This window comes from Achromobacter sp. MFA1 R4, assembly GCF_900156745.1.
In the GTDB taxonomy this organism is placed as follows: domain Bacteria; phylum Pseudomonadota; class Gammaproteobacteria; order Burkholderiales; family Burkholderiaceae_B; genus Achromobacter.
Window position 1 is genome coordinate 752,569 of the sequence record NZ_LT707065.1, and the last position, 12,828, is coordinate 765,396.

General features: G+C 67.4%; 13 protein-coding genes. 7 read left to right on the forward strand and 6 right to left on the reverse strand.

From position 1 onward, the window contains the following. Positions 1-10: 10 nt before the first annotated feature. From BXA00_RS03450 to BXA00_RS03460, 3 genes are all read right to left on the reverse strand, one after another. The gene (locus BXA00_RS03450) at positions 11-2,635 is read right to left on the reverse strand and encodes a TonB-dependent receptor (RefSeq protein ID WP_076516242.1); all 2,625 of its coding nucleotides are present in this window, start codon (positions 2,633-2,635) and stop codon (positions 11-13) included. 135 nt (positions 2,636-2,770) lie between these two features. Beyond that, positions 2,771-3,781, reverse strand: a complete 1,011-nt coding sequence (locus BXA00_RS03455) for a FecR domain-containing protein (RefSeq protein WP_076516243.1) — start codon at positions 3,779-3,781, stop codon at positions 2,771-2,773. Next, positions 3,760-4,269: a sigma-70 family RNA polymerase sigma factor gene (locus BXA00_RS03460; RefSeq protein ID WP_076516245.1), complete on the reverse strand. Its 510-nt coding sequence runs from the start codon at positions 4,267-4,269 to the stop codon at positions 3,760-3,762. The genes BXA00_RS03455 and BXA00_RS03460 overlap by 22 nt, the downstream gene beginning before the upstream one ends. A gap of 166 nt (positions 4,270-4,435) precedes the next feature. On the opposite strand from BXA00_RS03460, the gene BXA00_RS03465 reads away from it, so the two are divergent. The 3 genes from BXA00_RS03465 (at position 4,436) to BXA00_RS03475 (ending at position 6,224) form a co-directional block, all read left to right on the forward strand. Next, positions 4,436-4,903 (forward strand): CopD family protein, encoded by a 468-nt coding sequence (locus BXA00_RS03465; protein ID WP_076516246.1) that lies wholly within the window; start codon positions 4,436-4,438, stop codon positions 4,901-4,903. 151 nt (positions 4,904-5,054) lie between these two features. After that, the gene (locus tag BXA00_RS03470) at positions 5,055-5,744 is read left to right on the forward strand and encodes a YafY family protein (RefSeq protein WP_076516248.1); all 690 of its coding nucleotides are present in this window, start codon (positions 5,055-5,057) and stop codon (positions 5,742-5,744) included. Positions 5,745-5,813: 69 nt separating this feature from the next. Next, complete coding sequence (locus BXA00_RS03475; RefSeq protein WP_076516250.1) at positions 5,814-6,224, forward strand: VOC family protein; 411 nt, start codon at positions 5,814-5,816, stop codon at positions 6,222-6,224. A gap of 30 nt (positions 6,225-6,254) precedes the next feature. Here BXA00_RS03475 and BXA00_RS03480 read toward each other — a convergent pair whose 3' ends face one another. Both BXA00_RS03480 and kynU read right to left on the reverse strand, forming a co-directional pair. After that, entirely contained in the window at positions 6,255-7,661 is a 1,407-nt protein-coding gene (locus BXA00_RS03480; protein WP_076516252.1) for an amino acid permease, read from the reverse strand. Positions 7,662-7,738: 77 nt separating this feature from the next. After that, positions 7,739-8,989 carry a kynureninase gene (kynU, locus tag BXA00_RS03485; protein ID WP_076516253.1) on the reverse strand — a complete coding sequence of 417 codons (1,251 nt, stop codon included), beginning with the start codon at positions 8,987-8,989 and terminating at the stop codon, positions 7,739-7,741. A gap of 137 nt (positions 8,990-9,126) precedes the next feature. Here kynU and BXA00_RS03490 point away from each other — a divergent pair, with 137 nt between their 5' ends. Further along, positions 9,127-9,603 (forward strand): Lrp/AsnC family transcriptional regulator, encoded by a 477-nt coding sequence (locus BXA00_RS03490; RefSeq protein WP_076516254.1) that lies wholly within the window; start codon positions 9,127-9,129, stop codon positions 9,601-9,603. An 11-nt stretch (positions 9,604-9,614) separates the two neighbouring features. On the opposite strand, the gene BXA00_RS03495 is transcribed toward BXA00_RS03490, so the two are convergent. Then, positions 9,615-10,244 carry a hemolysin III family protein gene (locus tag BXA00_RS03495; RefSeq protein WP_076521772.1) on the reverse strand — a complete coding sequence of 210 codons (630 nt, stop codon included), beginning with the start codon at positions 10,242-10,244 and terminating at the stop codon, positions 9,615-9,617. Positions 10,245-10,456: 212 nt separating this feature from the next. On the opposite strand from BXA00_RS03495, the gene BXA00_RS03500 reads away from it, so the two are divergent. The 3 genes from BXA00_RS03500 to BXA00_RS03510 all read left to right on the forward strand — a co-directional run bounded on the left by BXA00_RS03500 (position 10,457) and on the right by BXA00_RS03510 (position 12,786). Next, positions 10,457-11,239 (forward strand): amino acid ABC transporter substrate-binding protein, encoded by a 783-nt coding sequence (locus tag BXA00_RS03500; protein ID WP_076516256.1) that lies wholly within the window; start codon positions 10,457-10,459, stop codon positions 11,237-11,239. Positions 11,240-11,353: 114 nt separating this feature from the next. Beyond that, positions 11,354-12,034, forward strand: a complete 681-nt coding sequence (locus tag BXA00_RS03505) for an ABC transporter permease subunit (protein WP_056327000.1) — start codon at positions 11,354-11,356, stop codon at positions 12,032-12,034. Continuing rightward, on the forward strand, positions 12,031-12,786 hold the full coding sequence (locus BXA00_RS03510) for an amino acid ABC transporter ATP-binding protein (protein WP_076516258.1): 756 nt from the start codon (positions 12,031-12,033) through the stop codon (positions 12,784-12,786). The genes BXA00_RS03505 and BXA00_RS03510 overlap by 4 nt, the downstream gene beginning before the upstream one ends. Positions 12,787-12,828: the final 42 nt, after the last annotated feature.

A 12,828-nucleotide genomic window follows, 5' to 3' on the forward strand; every position in this document is an offset into this window, starting at 1 on the left:
CGGACCGAACTCAATATTGATACGTCAGCGAAACGCGCACGCTGCGCCCCGGTTCCGTGTACCAGTCGACCGCGCGCGGAATCGCGGTGGCGCCCGCGGTCGGCACGTTGATGGCCTCCCAGTACTTCTTGTCGAAGAGGTTGAACACCCCCGCCTGCACCTGCAAGCCCTTCACCGCGGCCGGACGCCAGTACCCCATCAGGTCGACCACGCCATAGCCCGGCGCCTTGAAATCGGGGTTGGGCGCATCGGCCGAGGCCTCCGGGTATTCGACCTTGTTGCGCTGCATTGCCGTGGTGAGCATCGCATCCAAGCCCCACACGTCGCGGCCATAACCCACGCCGAGCACCGCCTTGAGCGGCGCCACGGAATTCAGGTACTGCCCCGTGCCCTCGTCCTTGCCCACCGCCCACGCCAGCGAGCCCCAGGTGCGCCAGCCCGGCGCGAACTTCCAGTGCGCGCTCGCCTCGGCGCCGTAGATGCGGACCTTGGCGCGGTTGACGTTGCCGGTCACGCCCAGCGGATACTGCCCCGCCCACCCCGGCTGCCACTGCGGCGAATCGGGATTGAGCGGCACATCGCCATCGATGAAGTTCTGATAACGATTATCAAACAACGATACCGCACCGCCCAGGTCGTCGGAACCGATCTTGGCGCCCAGCTCCCAGCCCTTGCTGGTTTCGGGCTTCAGGTACGGATTGCCCACGCGCAGGTACGTGCCGGGGCCGCCATAGTTGGTGTAGAGCTGCGTGGCGCTGGGGGCCTTGAAGCCATAGGCATATTGCGCATAAAGGCTGAGCTGATCGGCCGCCCGCCACGTGGCCAGCAGCTTGGGCGAAAAGCGGCTGCCGCTGTTGGTCGGCGGCAGCGCGCCCGCGTTCGGATTGCTTTCGTAGCTGGCGCTAGACTGCGGCCGTTGCTCGTAATGGTCGTAGCGCACAGCCGGCGCAAGCGTGTAGCGTCCGTCGGCAAAGCTGAACTCGTCCTGCACCCACAGCGCCCACTGGTTGCCCTTGGATTGCGGCACGTCGGCCTGGTTGGTGTGCAGCATGTCGCAGGCGCGCGGGCCGAATGGCGCGGGCGTGCCGGGACGGATCGCGGGGCAGTTGTCGTAGCCGCTGGAATTCTGCTCGGTCTTGTTGCCGTACCACTCGCCGCCGAAAGACCATAGCTGCGCCACCGAATCGCCCGCGATGCGCTTGGTGAATTCGGTGCTGGCGCCGAACAAGGTCTGCTGGATCGAATTGCTGCGGCCATACGGACCATTCGGAAAGCCGTAGCGGAACGGGTCGCCCGGAATGATGCGGGCACGCGCGTCGACGCCGCGAATGCCGTTCTGCGAGTTGTCCAGGCGCACGCGCTGCCAATAGACCACGGCGTTGGCCGTGTCGATGAAGCCGCCCGAATCCGGCGCGGTGTACGTGTAGTCGAACGACACGCGCTCGCGCTCGGTTTCCTTGCGGGTGCTGTTTTCGCCGATCAGGTAGCTGGTGCCAGGGCCCTGCTCCCATTTGCTGTCGATGTCGGCGTCGCGCTTGAAGTATTCGCCCGTCAGGCCGAAAAGATGGGCGCCGTCCACGCGCTGCTGCAGCTTCATCAGGAAGCTGCGCTGGTCGTAGTCCTCGGGGCTGGGCTTGCTGCGGTTGGGACCATAGCCGCCGACCTCGCCGCGGTTGTCCAGTTCGTGCCCGTTGCGCACGCCGGCCTGCACCAGCCAGAACGTGTTGCTGTGGATCTGGCCGGCCAGCGCGGCGTTGGCGCCCCAACTGCTGTCGGCGGAGTCATAGTCGGTCTTGGCCAGCGCGCCGAAGCGCTTGCCCTCGCCCAGCAGATCCGAGGGATTCAGGGTGTGCAGGTCGGCGATGCCGGAAATCGCGCCCGAGCCGCCGCCGGTGGCGTCCGCGCCGCGCACGATGTCCAGGCGCGACAGACTGTTGAAATCCACGGCTTCCAGCCCGCCCTTCACGCCGCGCGCGCCGTCGTCCAGCCAGGGCAGACGGATGCCGTCGACGCGGGTCAGCACCCGGTCCTGGTCCAGGCCGCGGATGTTGATGCTGTTGGTCTGGCGATTGAAGCTCACGCCGGGTTCGGCGCGCCGGCTCAGGTCGGTCCAGCTCCGGATCTGCAGGTCGTCCAGGCGGCGGCGGTCAGTGGTGGTGGTCCAGGCCGGCGTGATGACCGCGGCCTCCCCGTCGATCCGGACCGGCGCAAGCTGCGTCACGGCGCCCTGAGGCAGGGCCTGCAGCACGAACACGCCCGCGCTGCGCTCCTGCACGCCCAGGCCGCTGCCCGCCAGAAGACGCGAGAAGCCTTCATGCACGGAATATTCTCCCTGCAGCCCCGCGGTGCGGCGTTGTCCCACCAGCGCCGCGTCGAACAGCACCGTCACGCCCGCGCTGTCCGCAAAGCGCGGCAATGCGTCGGCCAGCGCCCCCGCCGGGATGCTGTAGCCGCGCGCTCCCGCCTGCGCGGCCGCCGTTCCCTGCGCCTGCGCCGCCGCCATCGGCAGCATCGCGGCGGATGCCGCGGCCAGGGCCAGCGCGGCATGCACCGCGGCGGTAAGACGGGTCAGCCGGCATTGCGCGCCTCGGGCTGGTCGGGAGCCGCTTGCGCGGCCGGCGGGGAAGTAAGCCATGGTCGTCCTTTCGATCCAACAGGTATCGGCATCCGTGTGCCTATACAGACCATGACCCTCGGGAATTCAGAACCGGACAGCATTTTCAAAAGTTTTTTTGCGCGCGGCCAAAAAAGCCCGTCCCCCGCGCCCCCGTCACGCCGCCGCCTCGCGCGCAACAATCGTCACCCAGTACGGCGTGCGGTAGCGCACCTGCACGGGCAGGGTCGCCGGCAGGGCCGCCAGCACCGCGTCGGTGTCGTGCAACTGGAATGCGCCCGAAATGCGCAGGTGCGCGATCTCGGGATCGCAGCGCAGGATGCCCTGCCGGTAGCGGCCCAGTTCCGCCGCAAACGCATCCAGCCGCAGCGCGCTGGCGTACAGCACGCCGCGCAGCCAATCGCTGGCATGCGGATCGGCCGGCGTCGCCGCCGCGGCGCCGGCGGCCGACAGGCTGCTCTGCTCGCCAGCCGAAACGCTGACAAAGCGGCCCGGCTGCGCGGGGCTGCTGACGCGCACGCGGCCTTCCTGCACGCTGAGCTGGCAGCGCCCGCCCTCCTGGCGCACACAGAATCGCGACGCCTGCGCCTCGATGTCCCCGAGCCGCGTGCGCACGATAAATGGCCGCGGGTGGCTGGCCGGGTCCGCGACGGCATGGACGGCGATCTCTCCGCCGCGCAGCCGCAACAGCCGCGTCGCGTCGTCGAACAGCACGTCGACGGCGCTGGACGTGTTCAAGTGCAGGGTGGACCCGTCGGCCAGCTTGACGTCGCGCCGTTCGCCCACCACGCTCCGGTAGTCGGCGCTCCAGTCCAGGGGATCGGCGCGCCAGGCCGCCCAGCCCGCCGGTCCCGCCACCACCAGGGCCACCAGCGTCTTCAAGGCGGCGCGGCGGCGCTTGAGATCCGGACGATCCAGCGTGGCCATGCCCAGCGCCGACGGAATCAGCCCGAAGCGCGCATTCACCCGCTGCGCCCGCTGCCAGGCGTATTCGTGTTCGGCCTTGCTGGCGCGCCACTGGTCGCAGGCGTGGACGTCCGCGTCCGTGGCCCGTCCCGAGCTCAGCCGCAAGAGCCAGCGCGCGGCTTCGCGCGCGACGTTGCGCTCGACGGCCGGCAGCTCGCCGGCCGCGTCGGCCTGGGCGCTCACATCACCGCCATGATGCATTGCTCGTATCCCTTGGTGATGTAGCGGTGCACGGTGCGCAGCGACACGTTGAGCCTGGCGGCGATCTCGCCGTGGCTCAGGCCTTCCAGTTGCGCCATCAGGAACGCCTGGCGGGCGGGCAGCGACAGGCCCGCCAGCATCTCTTCGATTTCCTGCAGCGTCTCCAGGATGATGAGGCGCTGCTCCGCGCAGGGAACCAGCGCCTCGGGCATCAAGGCCAGGGCTTCGAGATAGGCCTGCTCCACCGAGCGGCGCCGATGGTGGTTCAAGAGCAGGCGCTTGGCGATCGTGGTCAGGTAGGCGCGCGGCTCGCGCAGCGCATCCAGCTCGTGGCGGTGGCGCAGCACGCGCACGAACGTATCCTGCGCAAGATCGGCGGCATCGAAGCTATTGCCCAGCTTGGCGCGCAGCCACCCATGCAGCCACCCGTGATGGGCGCGATACAGGAGATTGACGGCATCGCCCGAGGCGAGCACGGAATTCGGCACGGATGGCTCCCTGACTTACAACGCTAAAAATCACAACTACAAATAGAAATCAATCTCATTCTAAATGCAAAACCCTGATCCCGGTCAAGTCCGCGCGCCGGCCTTGCGGAGATATCATCCGTACGGTGCCCGCCTCCCGCGGCGCCGCTTTCCACAGGCTGACCTCATGCTCTACGCCGTCCTGCAGTTCGTCCACGTCATCGCCGTGATCCTCTGGGTGGGCGGCATGTTCTTCGCCCACTGTTTCCTGCGGCCGGCGGCCGCGAAGCTGGAGCCCCCCGTTCGGCTGACACTCATGTCCTCGGTGCTGGGGCCTTTCCTGGACGCCGTGATGGCGGCCATCGCCCTGATTCTGCTGACCGGCGCCGGAATGATCGGCCTGGCCGCCAGCCAGGCGGCGCAGACGGGCGGCGCCTTCTTCATGCCCAGGAGCTGGACGCTGATGGCCTCGGGCGGCATCGTCATGATGGCCATCTACGGCCACATCCGGTTCGCGCTGTACAAGCGCCTGGCCGCGGCCGTGGCGGCGTCCGACTGGCCCGCGGGCGGCCGGGCCATGGCCGGCGTGCGGCGCTGGGTGGGCGTGAACCTGCTGCTCGGGATCGCCATCGTCGCCGTCGTTTTCCTGGTGTAGCGGGCGGAACCCGCGCGGCCTGGCGCGGCAGGGCGGCCAGCGTCGGCCTTGGGGAATGCCCGCGGCATTGCATCCGGCCGTTCCGGATCTGTTGACCACCGCCTGCTGCCAATTCATGGCAGTATTGCGGCGTCCCTCTTCCGCCCGCCCCATGTCCCGCACCGAACGCCTCCTGGAGCTCCTGCAGACCCTGCGCCGCCACCGCCTGCCCGTCAGCGGCCGCCGGCTTGCGGCCGAGATGGGCATCAGCCTGCGCACCCTGTATCGCGACATCGCCACGCTGCAATGCCAGGGCGCCGAGATCGAGGGAGAACCCGGCGTGGGCTACGTGCTGCGGCCCGGCTTCATGCTGCCGCCGCTGATGTTCAGCACCGAAGAGATCGAGGCGCTGGTGCTGGGCACGCGCTGGGTGGCCCGCCGCTCGGACGAGCGCCTGGGCCTGGCGGCCCGCAATGCGCTGGCCAAGATCGGCGCGGTGCTGCCGCAGGAGCTGCGCGACGAGCTGGACGCCATTCCGCTGCTGGTCGCTCCCAGCGCCGTCGCGGTGACGGACCGGGTTGACGTGGCGCTGATCCGCCAGGCGATCCGCGCCGAGCAGAAGCTGGACATCACGTACCGCGACGACAAGGGATCCGATTCCAGCCGGGTGATCTGGCCATTTGCGCTGGGGTTCTTCGACAGCGTGCGCCTGGTGATGGCGTGGTGCGAATTGCGCGGCGACTTCCGGCATTTCCGCACCGACCGCATCGCCACGCTGGCCATTGCGGACCGGTACCCCAAACGCCGGCACATGCTGCTCAAGGAATGGCGCGCGCTGGAGCACGAGGCGCGCAAAGACTGACGTACGCTACTGCCAAAAACTGACAGCACCCCTGCCTATCATGAGCGCGTCAATCACCCGGAGCGCATCATGTCAGACACCAATTTCGTCATCCTGTATGTGGAAAATCCGCAGGCCAGCGCCGCTTTCTACAGCGCGCTGCTCCAGCGGCCGCCCGTCGATGCATCGCCGACGTTCGCGCTGTTCGCGCTGGACTCCGGGCTGATGCTGGGCCTGTGGTCGCGCTACGCCGCCGCGCCCGCGGCGGCCGGGCGCGGCGGGGCGTCCGAACTGGCCTTCTCCGTGTCCGATGCCGGCGCCGTCGACCAGCGCCATGTGGACTGGAGCCTGCGCGGACTGCCGATCCTGCAGGCCCCGACCGACATGGACTTCGGGCGCACGTTCGTCGCGCTGGATCCCGACGGCCACCGGCTGCGCGTCTTTGCCCCCGCGTCCCCGCCGGTCGCGGCCCGGTCCGAGCGCGCGGTTGCCGCCGTCTAGCTAGGCGGGCGCAGGCCGCGCCGCCGCGCGTCAGGCCTGCTGGCGGCTTGCGTTCAGCGCCACCGCCTGCGCGCGTTTCCTGAACAGCAGGTAATACAGCGCGGCCAGCAACAGCAGGAACGGCACGCCGAACACCAGCGTCATCTTGAACACGCTGGTGAACCAGGTGGTGACCAGGATCGCCAGCATCGCCCCCGCGCCCAGCAGCGTCAGCACGGGAAAGCCCGGCATGCGGAACGACAGCCGCTCGCCGCCTTCGCGCACCCAGCGGCGGCGAAAGAAGTAGTGCGTGACGAAGATCATCATCCACGTGAACAGCGCGCCGAACATCGAAATGGCCATCATCAGCGTGAAGGCCGTCTCGGGATACAGCACGTTCAGCACCGTGGCGATGGCGATGCCGCTGGTTGACAGCAGCAGCGCGTTCAGCGGAGTGCCGCTGCGCGTCAGCCGGCCCAGCGCCGACGGCGCATGGCCCGCGCGCGACAGGCTGAACATCATGCGGGTGGTGATGTAGAGCTGGCTGTTCATGGCCGACAGGGCCGCCACCAGCACGATGAAGTTGATAACGCCGGCCGCGCCTGGAATCTCCAGCGCCTGCATCACCTTCACGAACGGGCTACCGCCCTTGCCGGCTTCGTCCCACGGCACGATGGCCAGGATCAGCGCCAGCGTCAGCAGATAAAAGACGACCAGCCGGATGATGGTGGCGCGAAACGCCTGCTTGACGGCGCGTTCGGGATCCTCGGCTTCGCCCGCCGCCACGGCGATCATCTCGACGCTGAGATAACTGAAGATCGAAATCACCACGGCGATCCACATCCCCCACACGCCGTTCGGAAAGAAGCCGCCATGCGAGGTGTACAGCGCGGCGCCGTATTGCGGGCTGCCCCACACCACATAGGCGCCCAGGATGATGAAGCCGACGATGGCGCTGATCTTGATGGTCGAGAACCAGTATTCGATGGTGCCGAACGCCTTGACGCTCATTGCATTGATGACGATGAGCGCCGCCGAAAACAGGCACACCCATTGCCAGCCGGGCACGCCGGGAAACCAGAAGCTCATGTACTCGGCCACCGCCGTCACTTCGGTGCCCACGGCCAGGACCACGCAGGACCAGTACGCATAGCGCACCAGAAAGCCGGTCAGCGGGCCGATGTAGTGTTCCGCGTAGGCGCCGAAGGAGCCCGACGTGGAATGCGCGACCGTCATTTCCGCCAGGCAGGCCATCAGCAGCAGGGTGATGAACCCGCCGATGGCATAGCTGATCAGCACGCTGGGGCCGGCAAAGCCGATGGCGAACTTGCTGCCCAGGAACAGCCCCGTGCCGATGGCCCCGCCGATGGCGATCATGCTCATCTGCCCGGACGTCAGGCGGCGCTTGAGCCCCTGCTCGCGTTCGGCGATCCGCCCGAATCCTTTCTGTTGTTGCATTGTCTCCTCCTTTACTGCGCTGTTTTATTGGGGATGGCGGCTTGGAAGGCCGGCGCGGCCAGGTGCAACGTCTGGGATCAGGTCACGGCGGAGCGCTGCTTGAACTCGGGCTTGTCCCAGGCGCGCGTGTCCAGCACGTCCTTCAGGATGTCGACCGCGTCCCAGACGTCGGCATAACCGATGTACAGGGGCGTGAGACCGAAGCGCAACACTTCGGGCTCGCGGTAGTCGCCGATCACGCCGCGCGCGATCAGGGCCTGCATCACCTCGAAGCCGTTGGGATGGCGAAAGCTCACGTGGCTGCCGCGGTCGGCGTGCGTGCGCGGCGTCACGAGCGTCAGCGGGTGGCCGGCGCAGCGCGATTCGACCAGGTCGATGAACAGGTCGCCCAGCGCCAGCGATTTCTTGCGCACCTGATCCATGCCGGCCGCGTGCGCCACATCCAGGCCGCACTCGACCAGCGACAGGGACACGATGGGCTGGGTGCCGCACAGGTAGCGGCGGATGCCGCCCGCGGGCTCATACGCCACCGCCATGTCGAACGGGCGGCTGTGCCCCCACCAGCCCGACAGCGGCTGCCAGAAATCCTGCGTGTGGCGCGGCGCGACCCAGATGAAGGCCGGCGACCCCGGGCCGCCGTTCAGGTATTTGTACGTGCAGCCGACCGCGAAGTCCGCGTTGGCGCCGTTCAGGTCCACGGGCACGGCGCCGGCGGCGTGGGCCAGGTCCCAGATGGTCAGCGCGCCGCGCTCATGCGCCTGCGCGGTGACGGCGGCCATATCGTGCATCTGGCCGCTTCGGTAATTGACGTGGGACAGCAGCATGACGGCGACGGAATCGTCCAGCGCCTGGTCCAGCGGAAGATCGTCGTCGATCAGGCGCATTTCGTAGCCCTGCTGCAGCAGGTCGATCATGCCCTGGATCATGTAGAGGTCGGTGGGGAAATTGTCGCGCTCGGACAGGATGACGCGGCGCGCCGGGTGCTTTGCCTGCTGGATGCGCAGCGCGGCGGCCAGCGCCTTGAAGATGTTCAGCGACGTGGTGTCGGTGACGACCAGTTCACCCTCGCGCGCGCCCAGCAGGCCGCCCAGCTTGTCGCCCAGGCGCGCGGGCAGGTCGAACCAGCCGGCGGTGTTCCAACTGCGGATGAGGCCCGAGCCCCATTCCTGGCCGATGACCTGCGCGGCGCGGGCCGCGGCGGTCTTGGGCAGCACGCCCAGGGAGTTGCCGTCCAGGTAGAGCACGCCGGGCGGCAGCTCGAACTGGTCTTTCAAGGGGGCCAGGGGATCCTGGCGGTCGGCGTTCACGCAGGCTTCGCGAGTGTTCATGTTCCGTTCCTTCTAGCGGTTTCGCGTTAAATACTATCAGCGCGCACGTGCCGATAAATTGCAAAATCGGTCGTGACTTACCCGGGTTTTCCGCATTAAATTGCATCCATTCGCCATTTTCAGAATTGGATTGCGCCATGCAGATCGACGCCGTAGACCGGCGCATTCTTGCCCGCCTGCAGGAAGACGGCCACCTCAGCAACCAGGACCTGGCCGAGCAGGTGGCGCTGTCGCCGTCGGCCTGCCTGCGCCGCGTGCGCGCGCTGGAAGAAGCGGGCCTCATCCGGGGCTATCGCGCGGTGCTGGACGCCGAAAAACTGGGCTTTGAACTGGAGGCCATCGTCCATGTGTCGCTGGACCAGTCGCGCGTGGGCTGGCACGAAGAATTCCTGGCCGGCATCGCGCTGCACGACGAAATCACCGAGGCCAGCATCGTCACCGGCGCTTCCAACTACATCCTGACCGTGCGCACGCGCAATCTGGCCGCGTTCTCGACCTTCGTGGAGGACAAGCTCAGCAAACTGGCCGGCGTGCGCGACCTGTGCTCGCACATCGTCATGCGCAAAGTGAAAAGCCGCGAAGGCATGCTGCCCTTGTCCGCCTGGCGGCAGTAGCCGCCGCGCCGCTAGGCCGGCGCGTGTTCCAGGAAGCCGAACACCGTCACGAAGTGGCAGGCCGTGCCGGCCATGACGAAAAGATGCCAGATGCCGTGCGCGTGGCGCCAACGCTTGTCGTTCGCGTAGAACAGCGTGCCCGTGGTGTAGATGGCCGCGCCCGCCAGCAGCCAGGCCAGTCCCGCCGTGGATAGCGCGCCCGCGATCGGCGCGGCGAACGCCACGCCCAGCCAGCCCATCGCCAGGTACAGCGGCAAGGCCGGCGGGGCGCCGCGCGCCCACCAGAGTTCGCGGCTGATGCCCACGAAGGCCAGCAGCCAGATCGCCACGCCCATCGCCGCGCCCCAGCCGTGGTCCACCGGACCGAACGCCAACGGCGTATAGGTGCCGGCGATCAGCAGATAGATCGCGCAGTGGTCCGCCTTGGCCCACATCGCCTTGCGCCGGCCCTGCGAACAGTGAAACAGGGCCGACGACGCGTAGACCGCGATCATCGACGCCGCGAATACGGCGCAGCCGATGATCTGGCGCGTATCCACCCGCAATTCGGCCGCGCGCGTGAGCAATGCGCCGGACGCCAGCACCGCCAGCGCCAGCCCGGTCAAATGGGTCACGCCATTGAGTCGTTCGCCATGCTGCATGTGCGCCCCCCGCCCCGGCTCCATGCCGGTGCCCGCCATCATGGCGGGCCTGTGTGACAGAAGCGGGACAAGCGCCGCCATATGACCTGCAGCTATATTTTTACTATTCCATATGCTTTGTGGAAAAATAGGCCGGTTGTTAGAGTGCGGCTACGCCGGAGGGCATTGCAGGCCCACATGCTCTCCACAGTGAACCTCCGTGGAGCATTGCCATGAAACTCTTCCGTACGCTTCTCGTCGCCGGCCTCGTGCAGGCCGCCGCGCTGTCCGCCGCCCACGCCCAGTCCGGGCTGGACCAGATCAAATCCGCGGGCGTGTTCAAGATCGGCACCGAGGGCACCTACGCGCCCTTCACCTACCACGATGCCTCCGGCCAGTTGACCGGCTTTGACGTGGACATCGGCCGCGCCATCGCCGAACGCCTGGGCGTGAAGGCGCAGTTCGTGGAAGGCAAGTGGGACGGTCTTATCGCGGGACTGGACGCCAAGCGCTACGACGCGGTCATCAACCAGGTGGGCATCACCGAGGCGCGCCGCGCCAAGTACGATTTTTCTGATCCCTACATCTCGTCCGCCGCCGTGCTGATCGTGCGCGACGACAACACCAGCATCAAGTCCTTCGCGGACCTGAAGGGCAAGAAGTCCGCCAATACGCTGACCAGCAACTTCGGCAAGCTGGCGCAGAGCCACGGCGCGGAAGTGGTCGCCGTGCAGGGCTTTAACGAGGCCATCGACCTGCTGACCTCCGGCCGCGTCGAAGCCACGGTCAACGACAACCTGTCCTTCCTGGACTTCAAGAAGCAGAAGCCCAACGCCCGCGTGAAGATCGCGGCCACGGACAAAACGGCGGAATTCAGCAATTCCGGCGTGCTGATCCGCAAAGGCAATCCGGAACTCAAGGCGGCCATCGACAAGGCGCTGGCCGACATGAAGGCCGACGGCACGTACAAGACCATCTCGGTCAAATACTTCGGCACGGACCTGTCCGCCCAATAAGCCGCTATAAGCCGCTATTAGCCGCTATAAGCAATAGGAGCGCCCATGACGCTGCCCACCTGGCTGCACGCCCTCCTGCCCGACTGGCTGCTGGCAAAAATAGGCGAATGGACAGTGCCGGCCTGGGTGCAGCTCATGGCGGATTCGTTCTGGCCGCTGCTGCATGCGGGGCTGGTGTTCACGGTGCCGCTCACGCTGATGTCCTTTGCGCTGGGCCTGGCGCTCGCCTTCGTGGTGGCGCTCATCCGCCTGTTCGGCCCCGCGCCGCTGGTGGCGGTGGTGCGCTTCTACGTCTGGCTCATCCGCGGCACGCCGCTGCTGGTGCAGCTTTTCGTCATCTTCTACGGCCTGCCCAGCGTGGGCATCGTGCTGGACCCGCTGCCCGCCGCGCTGATCGGCTTCACGCTGAACGTGGGCGCCTACAACTCCGAAGTGATCCGCGGCGCCATCGAATCCATCACCAAGGGCCAATGGGAAGCGGCCTATTCGCTCAGCATGACGCGCGGCCAGGCCCTGCGCCGCACCATCCTGCCGCAGGCGGCCCGCGTGGCCGTGCCGCCGCTGTCCAATTCCTTCATCGCGCTGGTCAAGGACACCTCGCTGGCCGCCGTGCTGACGGTGCCCGAGATCTTCCAGGCCGCGCAGCGCATCGCCGCCGTCACCTATGAGCCGCTGATCCTCTATACCGAGGCCGCGCTGATCTACCTGGCGTTCAGTTCCGTGCTGTCGGCGGCGCAGGTGCGGCTGGAGCGGCGCTTCGGCCAGCACGCCATGTTCAGCGAGAAGACCCGATGATCCGCCTTGAAAAAATCGAAAAGTCCTTCGGCGGCAATCCCGTGCTCAAGCAGGTGGATGTGCAGATCGACGAAGGCAGCGTCACCGCGCTGATCGGCCCGTCGGGCAGCGGCAAGAGCACGCTGCTGCGCTGCGTGAACCTGCTGGAAGTCCCCGACCGCGGCCGCCTTGAGATCGGACCGGAGACGGTCGATTTCGAACCCGGACGCAAGCTCGCGCGCGAGCAGGTCCAGGCCGTGCGCAAGCAGACGGGCATGGTGTTCCAGAATTTCCAGCTCTTTCCGCACCAGACCGTCGTGGCCAACGTCATGGAGGGCCTGGTGACGGTGCAGAAATGGCCCGCGGACCGCGCCCGCGCGCGGGCCGAGGAACTGCTGCGCAAAGTGGGCATGCTGGAAAAGGCGGACGCCTGGCCGGCCAACCTGTCGGGCGGCCAGCAGCAGCGCGTGGCCATCGCCCGCGCGCTGGCGCCCGCGCCGCGCGTGCTGCTTTGCGACGAGCCGACCTCGGCGCTGGACCCCGGACTGGCCGCCGAAGTGGTGGACGTGCTGCGCCAGTTGGCCGCGGAAGGCATGACCATGCTGATGGCCACGCATGACCTTCGGCTGGCCGCCAGCGTGTCGCGCGAAGTGGTATTCCTGCTGGATGGCGTGGTGGTCGAAGCCGGGGATTCCCGCACCGTGTTCACGCGACCCGCCGATTCGCGCACCGCGGCGTTCGTGTCGACGCTGACGCAGGAAGCCGCGCTCTAGCGGTCGTCTTTGGCTTCGGTCCCCGACATCCGCTGAAACGCC

Coding starts and splice junctions, on each gene's coding strand:
- BXA00_RS03450 (WP_076516242.1), bottom strand. CDS start 2,635: ATGGCTTACTTCCCCGCCGGCCGCGCAAGCGGCTCCCGACCAGCCCGA.
- BXA00_RS03455 (WP_076516243.1), bottom strand. CDS start 3,781: ATGCATCATGGCGGTGATGTGAGCGCCCAGGCCGACGCGGCCGGCGAG.
- BXA00_RS03465 (WP_076516246.1), top strand. CDS start 4,436: ATGCTCTACGCCGTCCTGCAGTTCGTCCACGTCATCGCCGTGATCCTC.
- BXA00_RS03470 (WP_076516248.1), top strand. CDS start 5,055: ATGTCCCGCACCGAACGCCTCCTGGAGCTCCTGCAGACCCTGCGCCGC.
- BXA00_RS03475 (WP_076516250.1), top strand. CDS start 5,814: ATGTCAGACACCAATTTCGTCATCCTGTATGTGGAAAATCCGCAGGCC.
- BXA00_RS03480 (WP_076516252.1), bottom strand. CDS start 7,661: ATGCAACAACAGAAAGGATTCGGGCGGATCGCCGAACGCGAGCAGGGG.
- kynU (WP_076516253.1), bottom strand. CDS start 8,989: ATGAACACTCGCGAAGCCTGCGTGAACGCCGACCGCCAGGATCCCCTG.
- BXA00_RS03490 (WP_076516254.1), top strand. CDS start 9,127: ATGCAGATCGACGCCGTAGACCGGCGCATTCTTGCCCGCCTGCAGGAA.
- BXA00_RS03495 (WP_076521772.1), bottom strand. CDS start 10,244: ATGCAGCATGGCGAACGACTCAATGGCGTGACCCATTTGACCGGGCTG.
- BXA00_RS03500 (WP_076516256.1), top strand. CDS start 10,457: ATGAAACTCTTCCGTACGCTTCTCGTCGCCGGCCTCGTGCAGGCCGCC.
- BXA00_RS03510 (WP_076516258.1), top strand. CDS start 12,031: ATGATCCGCCTTGAAAAAATCGAAAAGTCCTTCGGCGGCAATCCCGTG.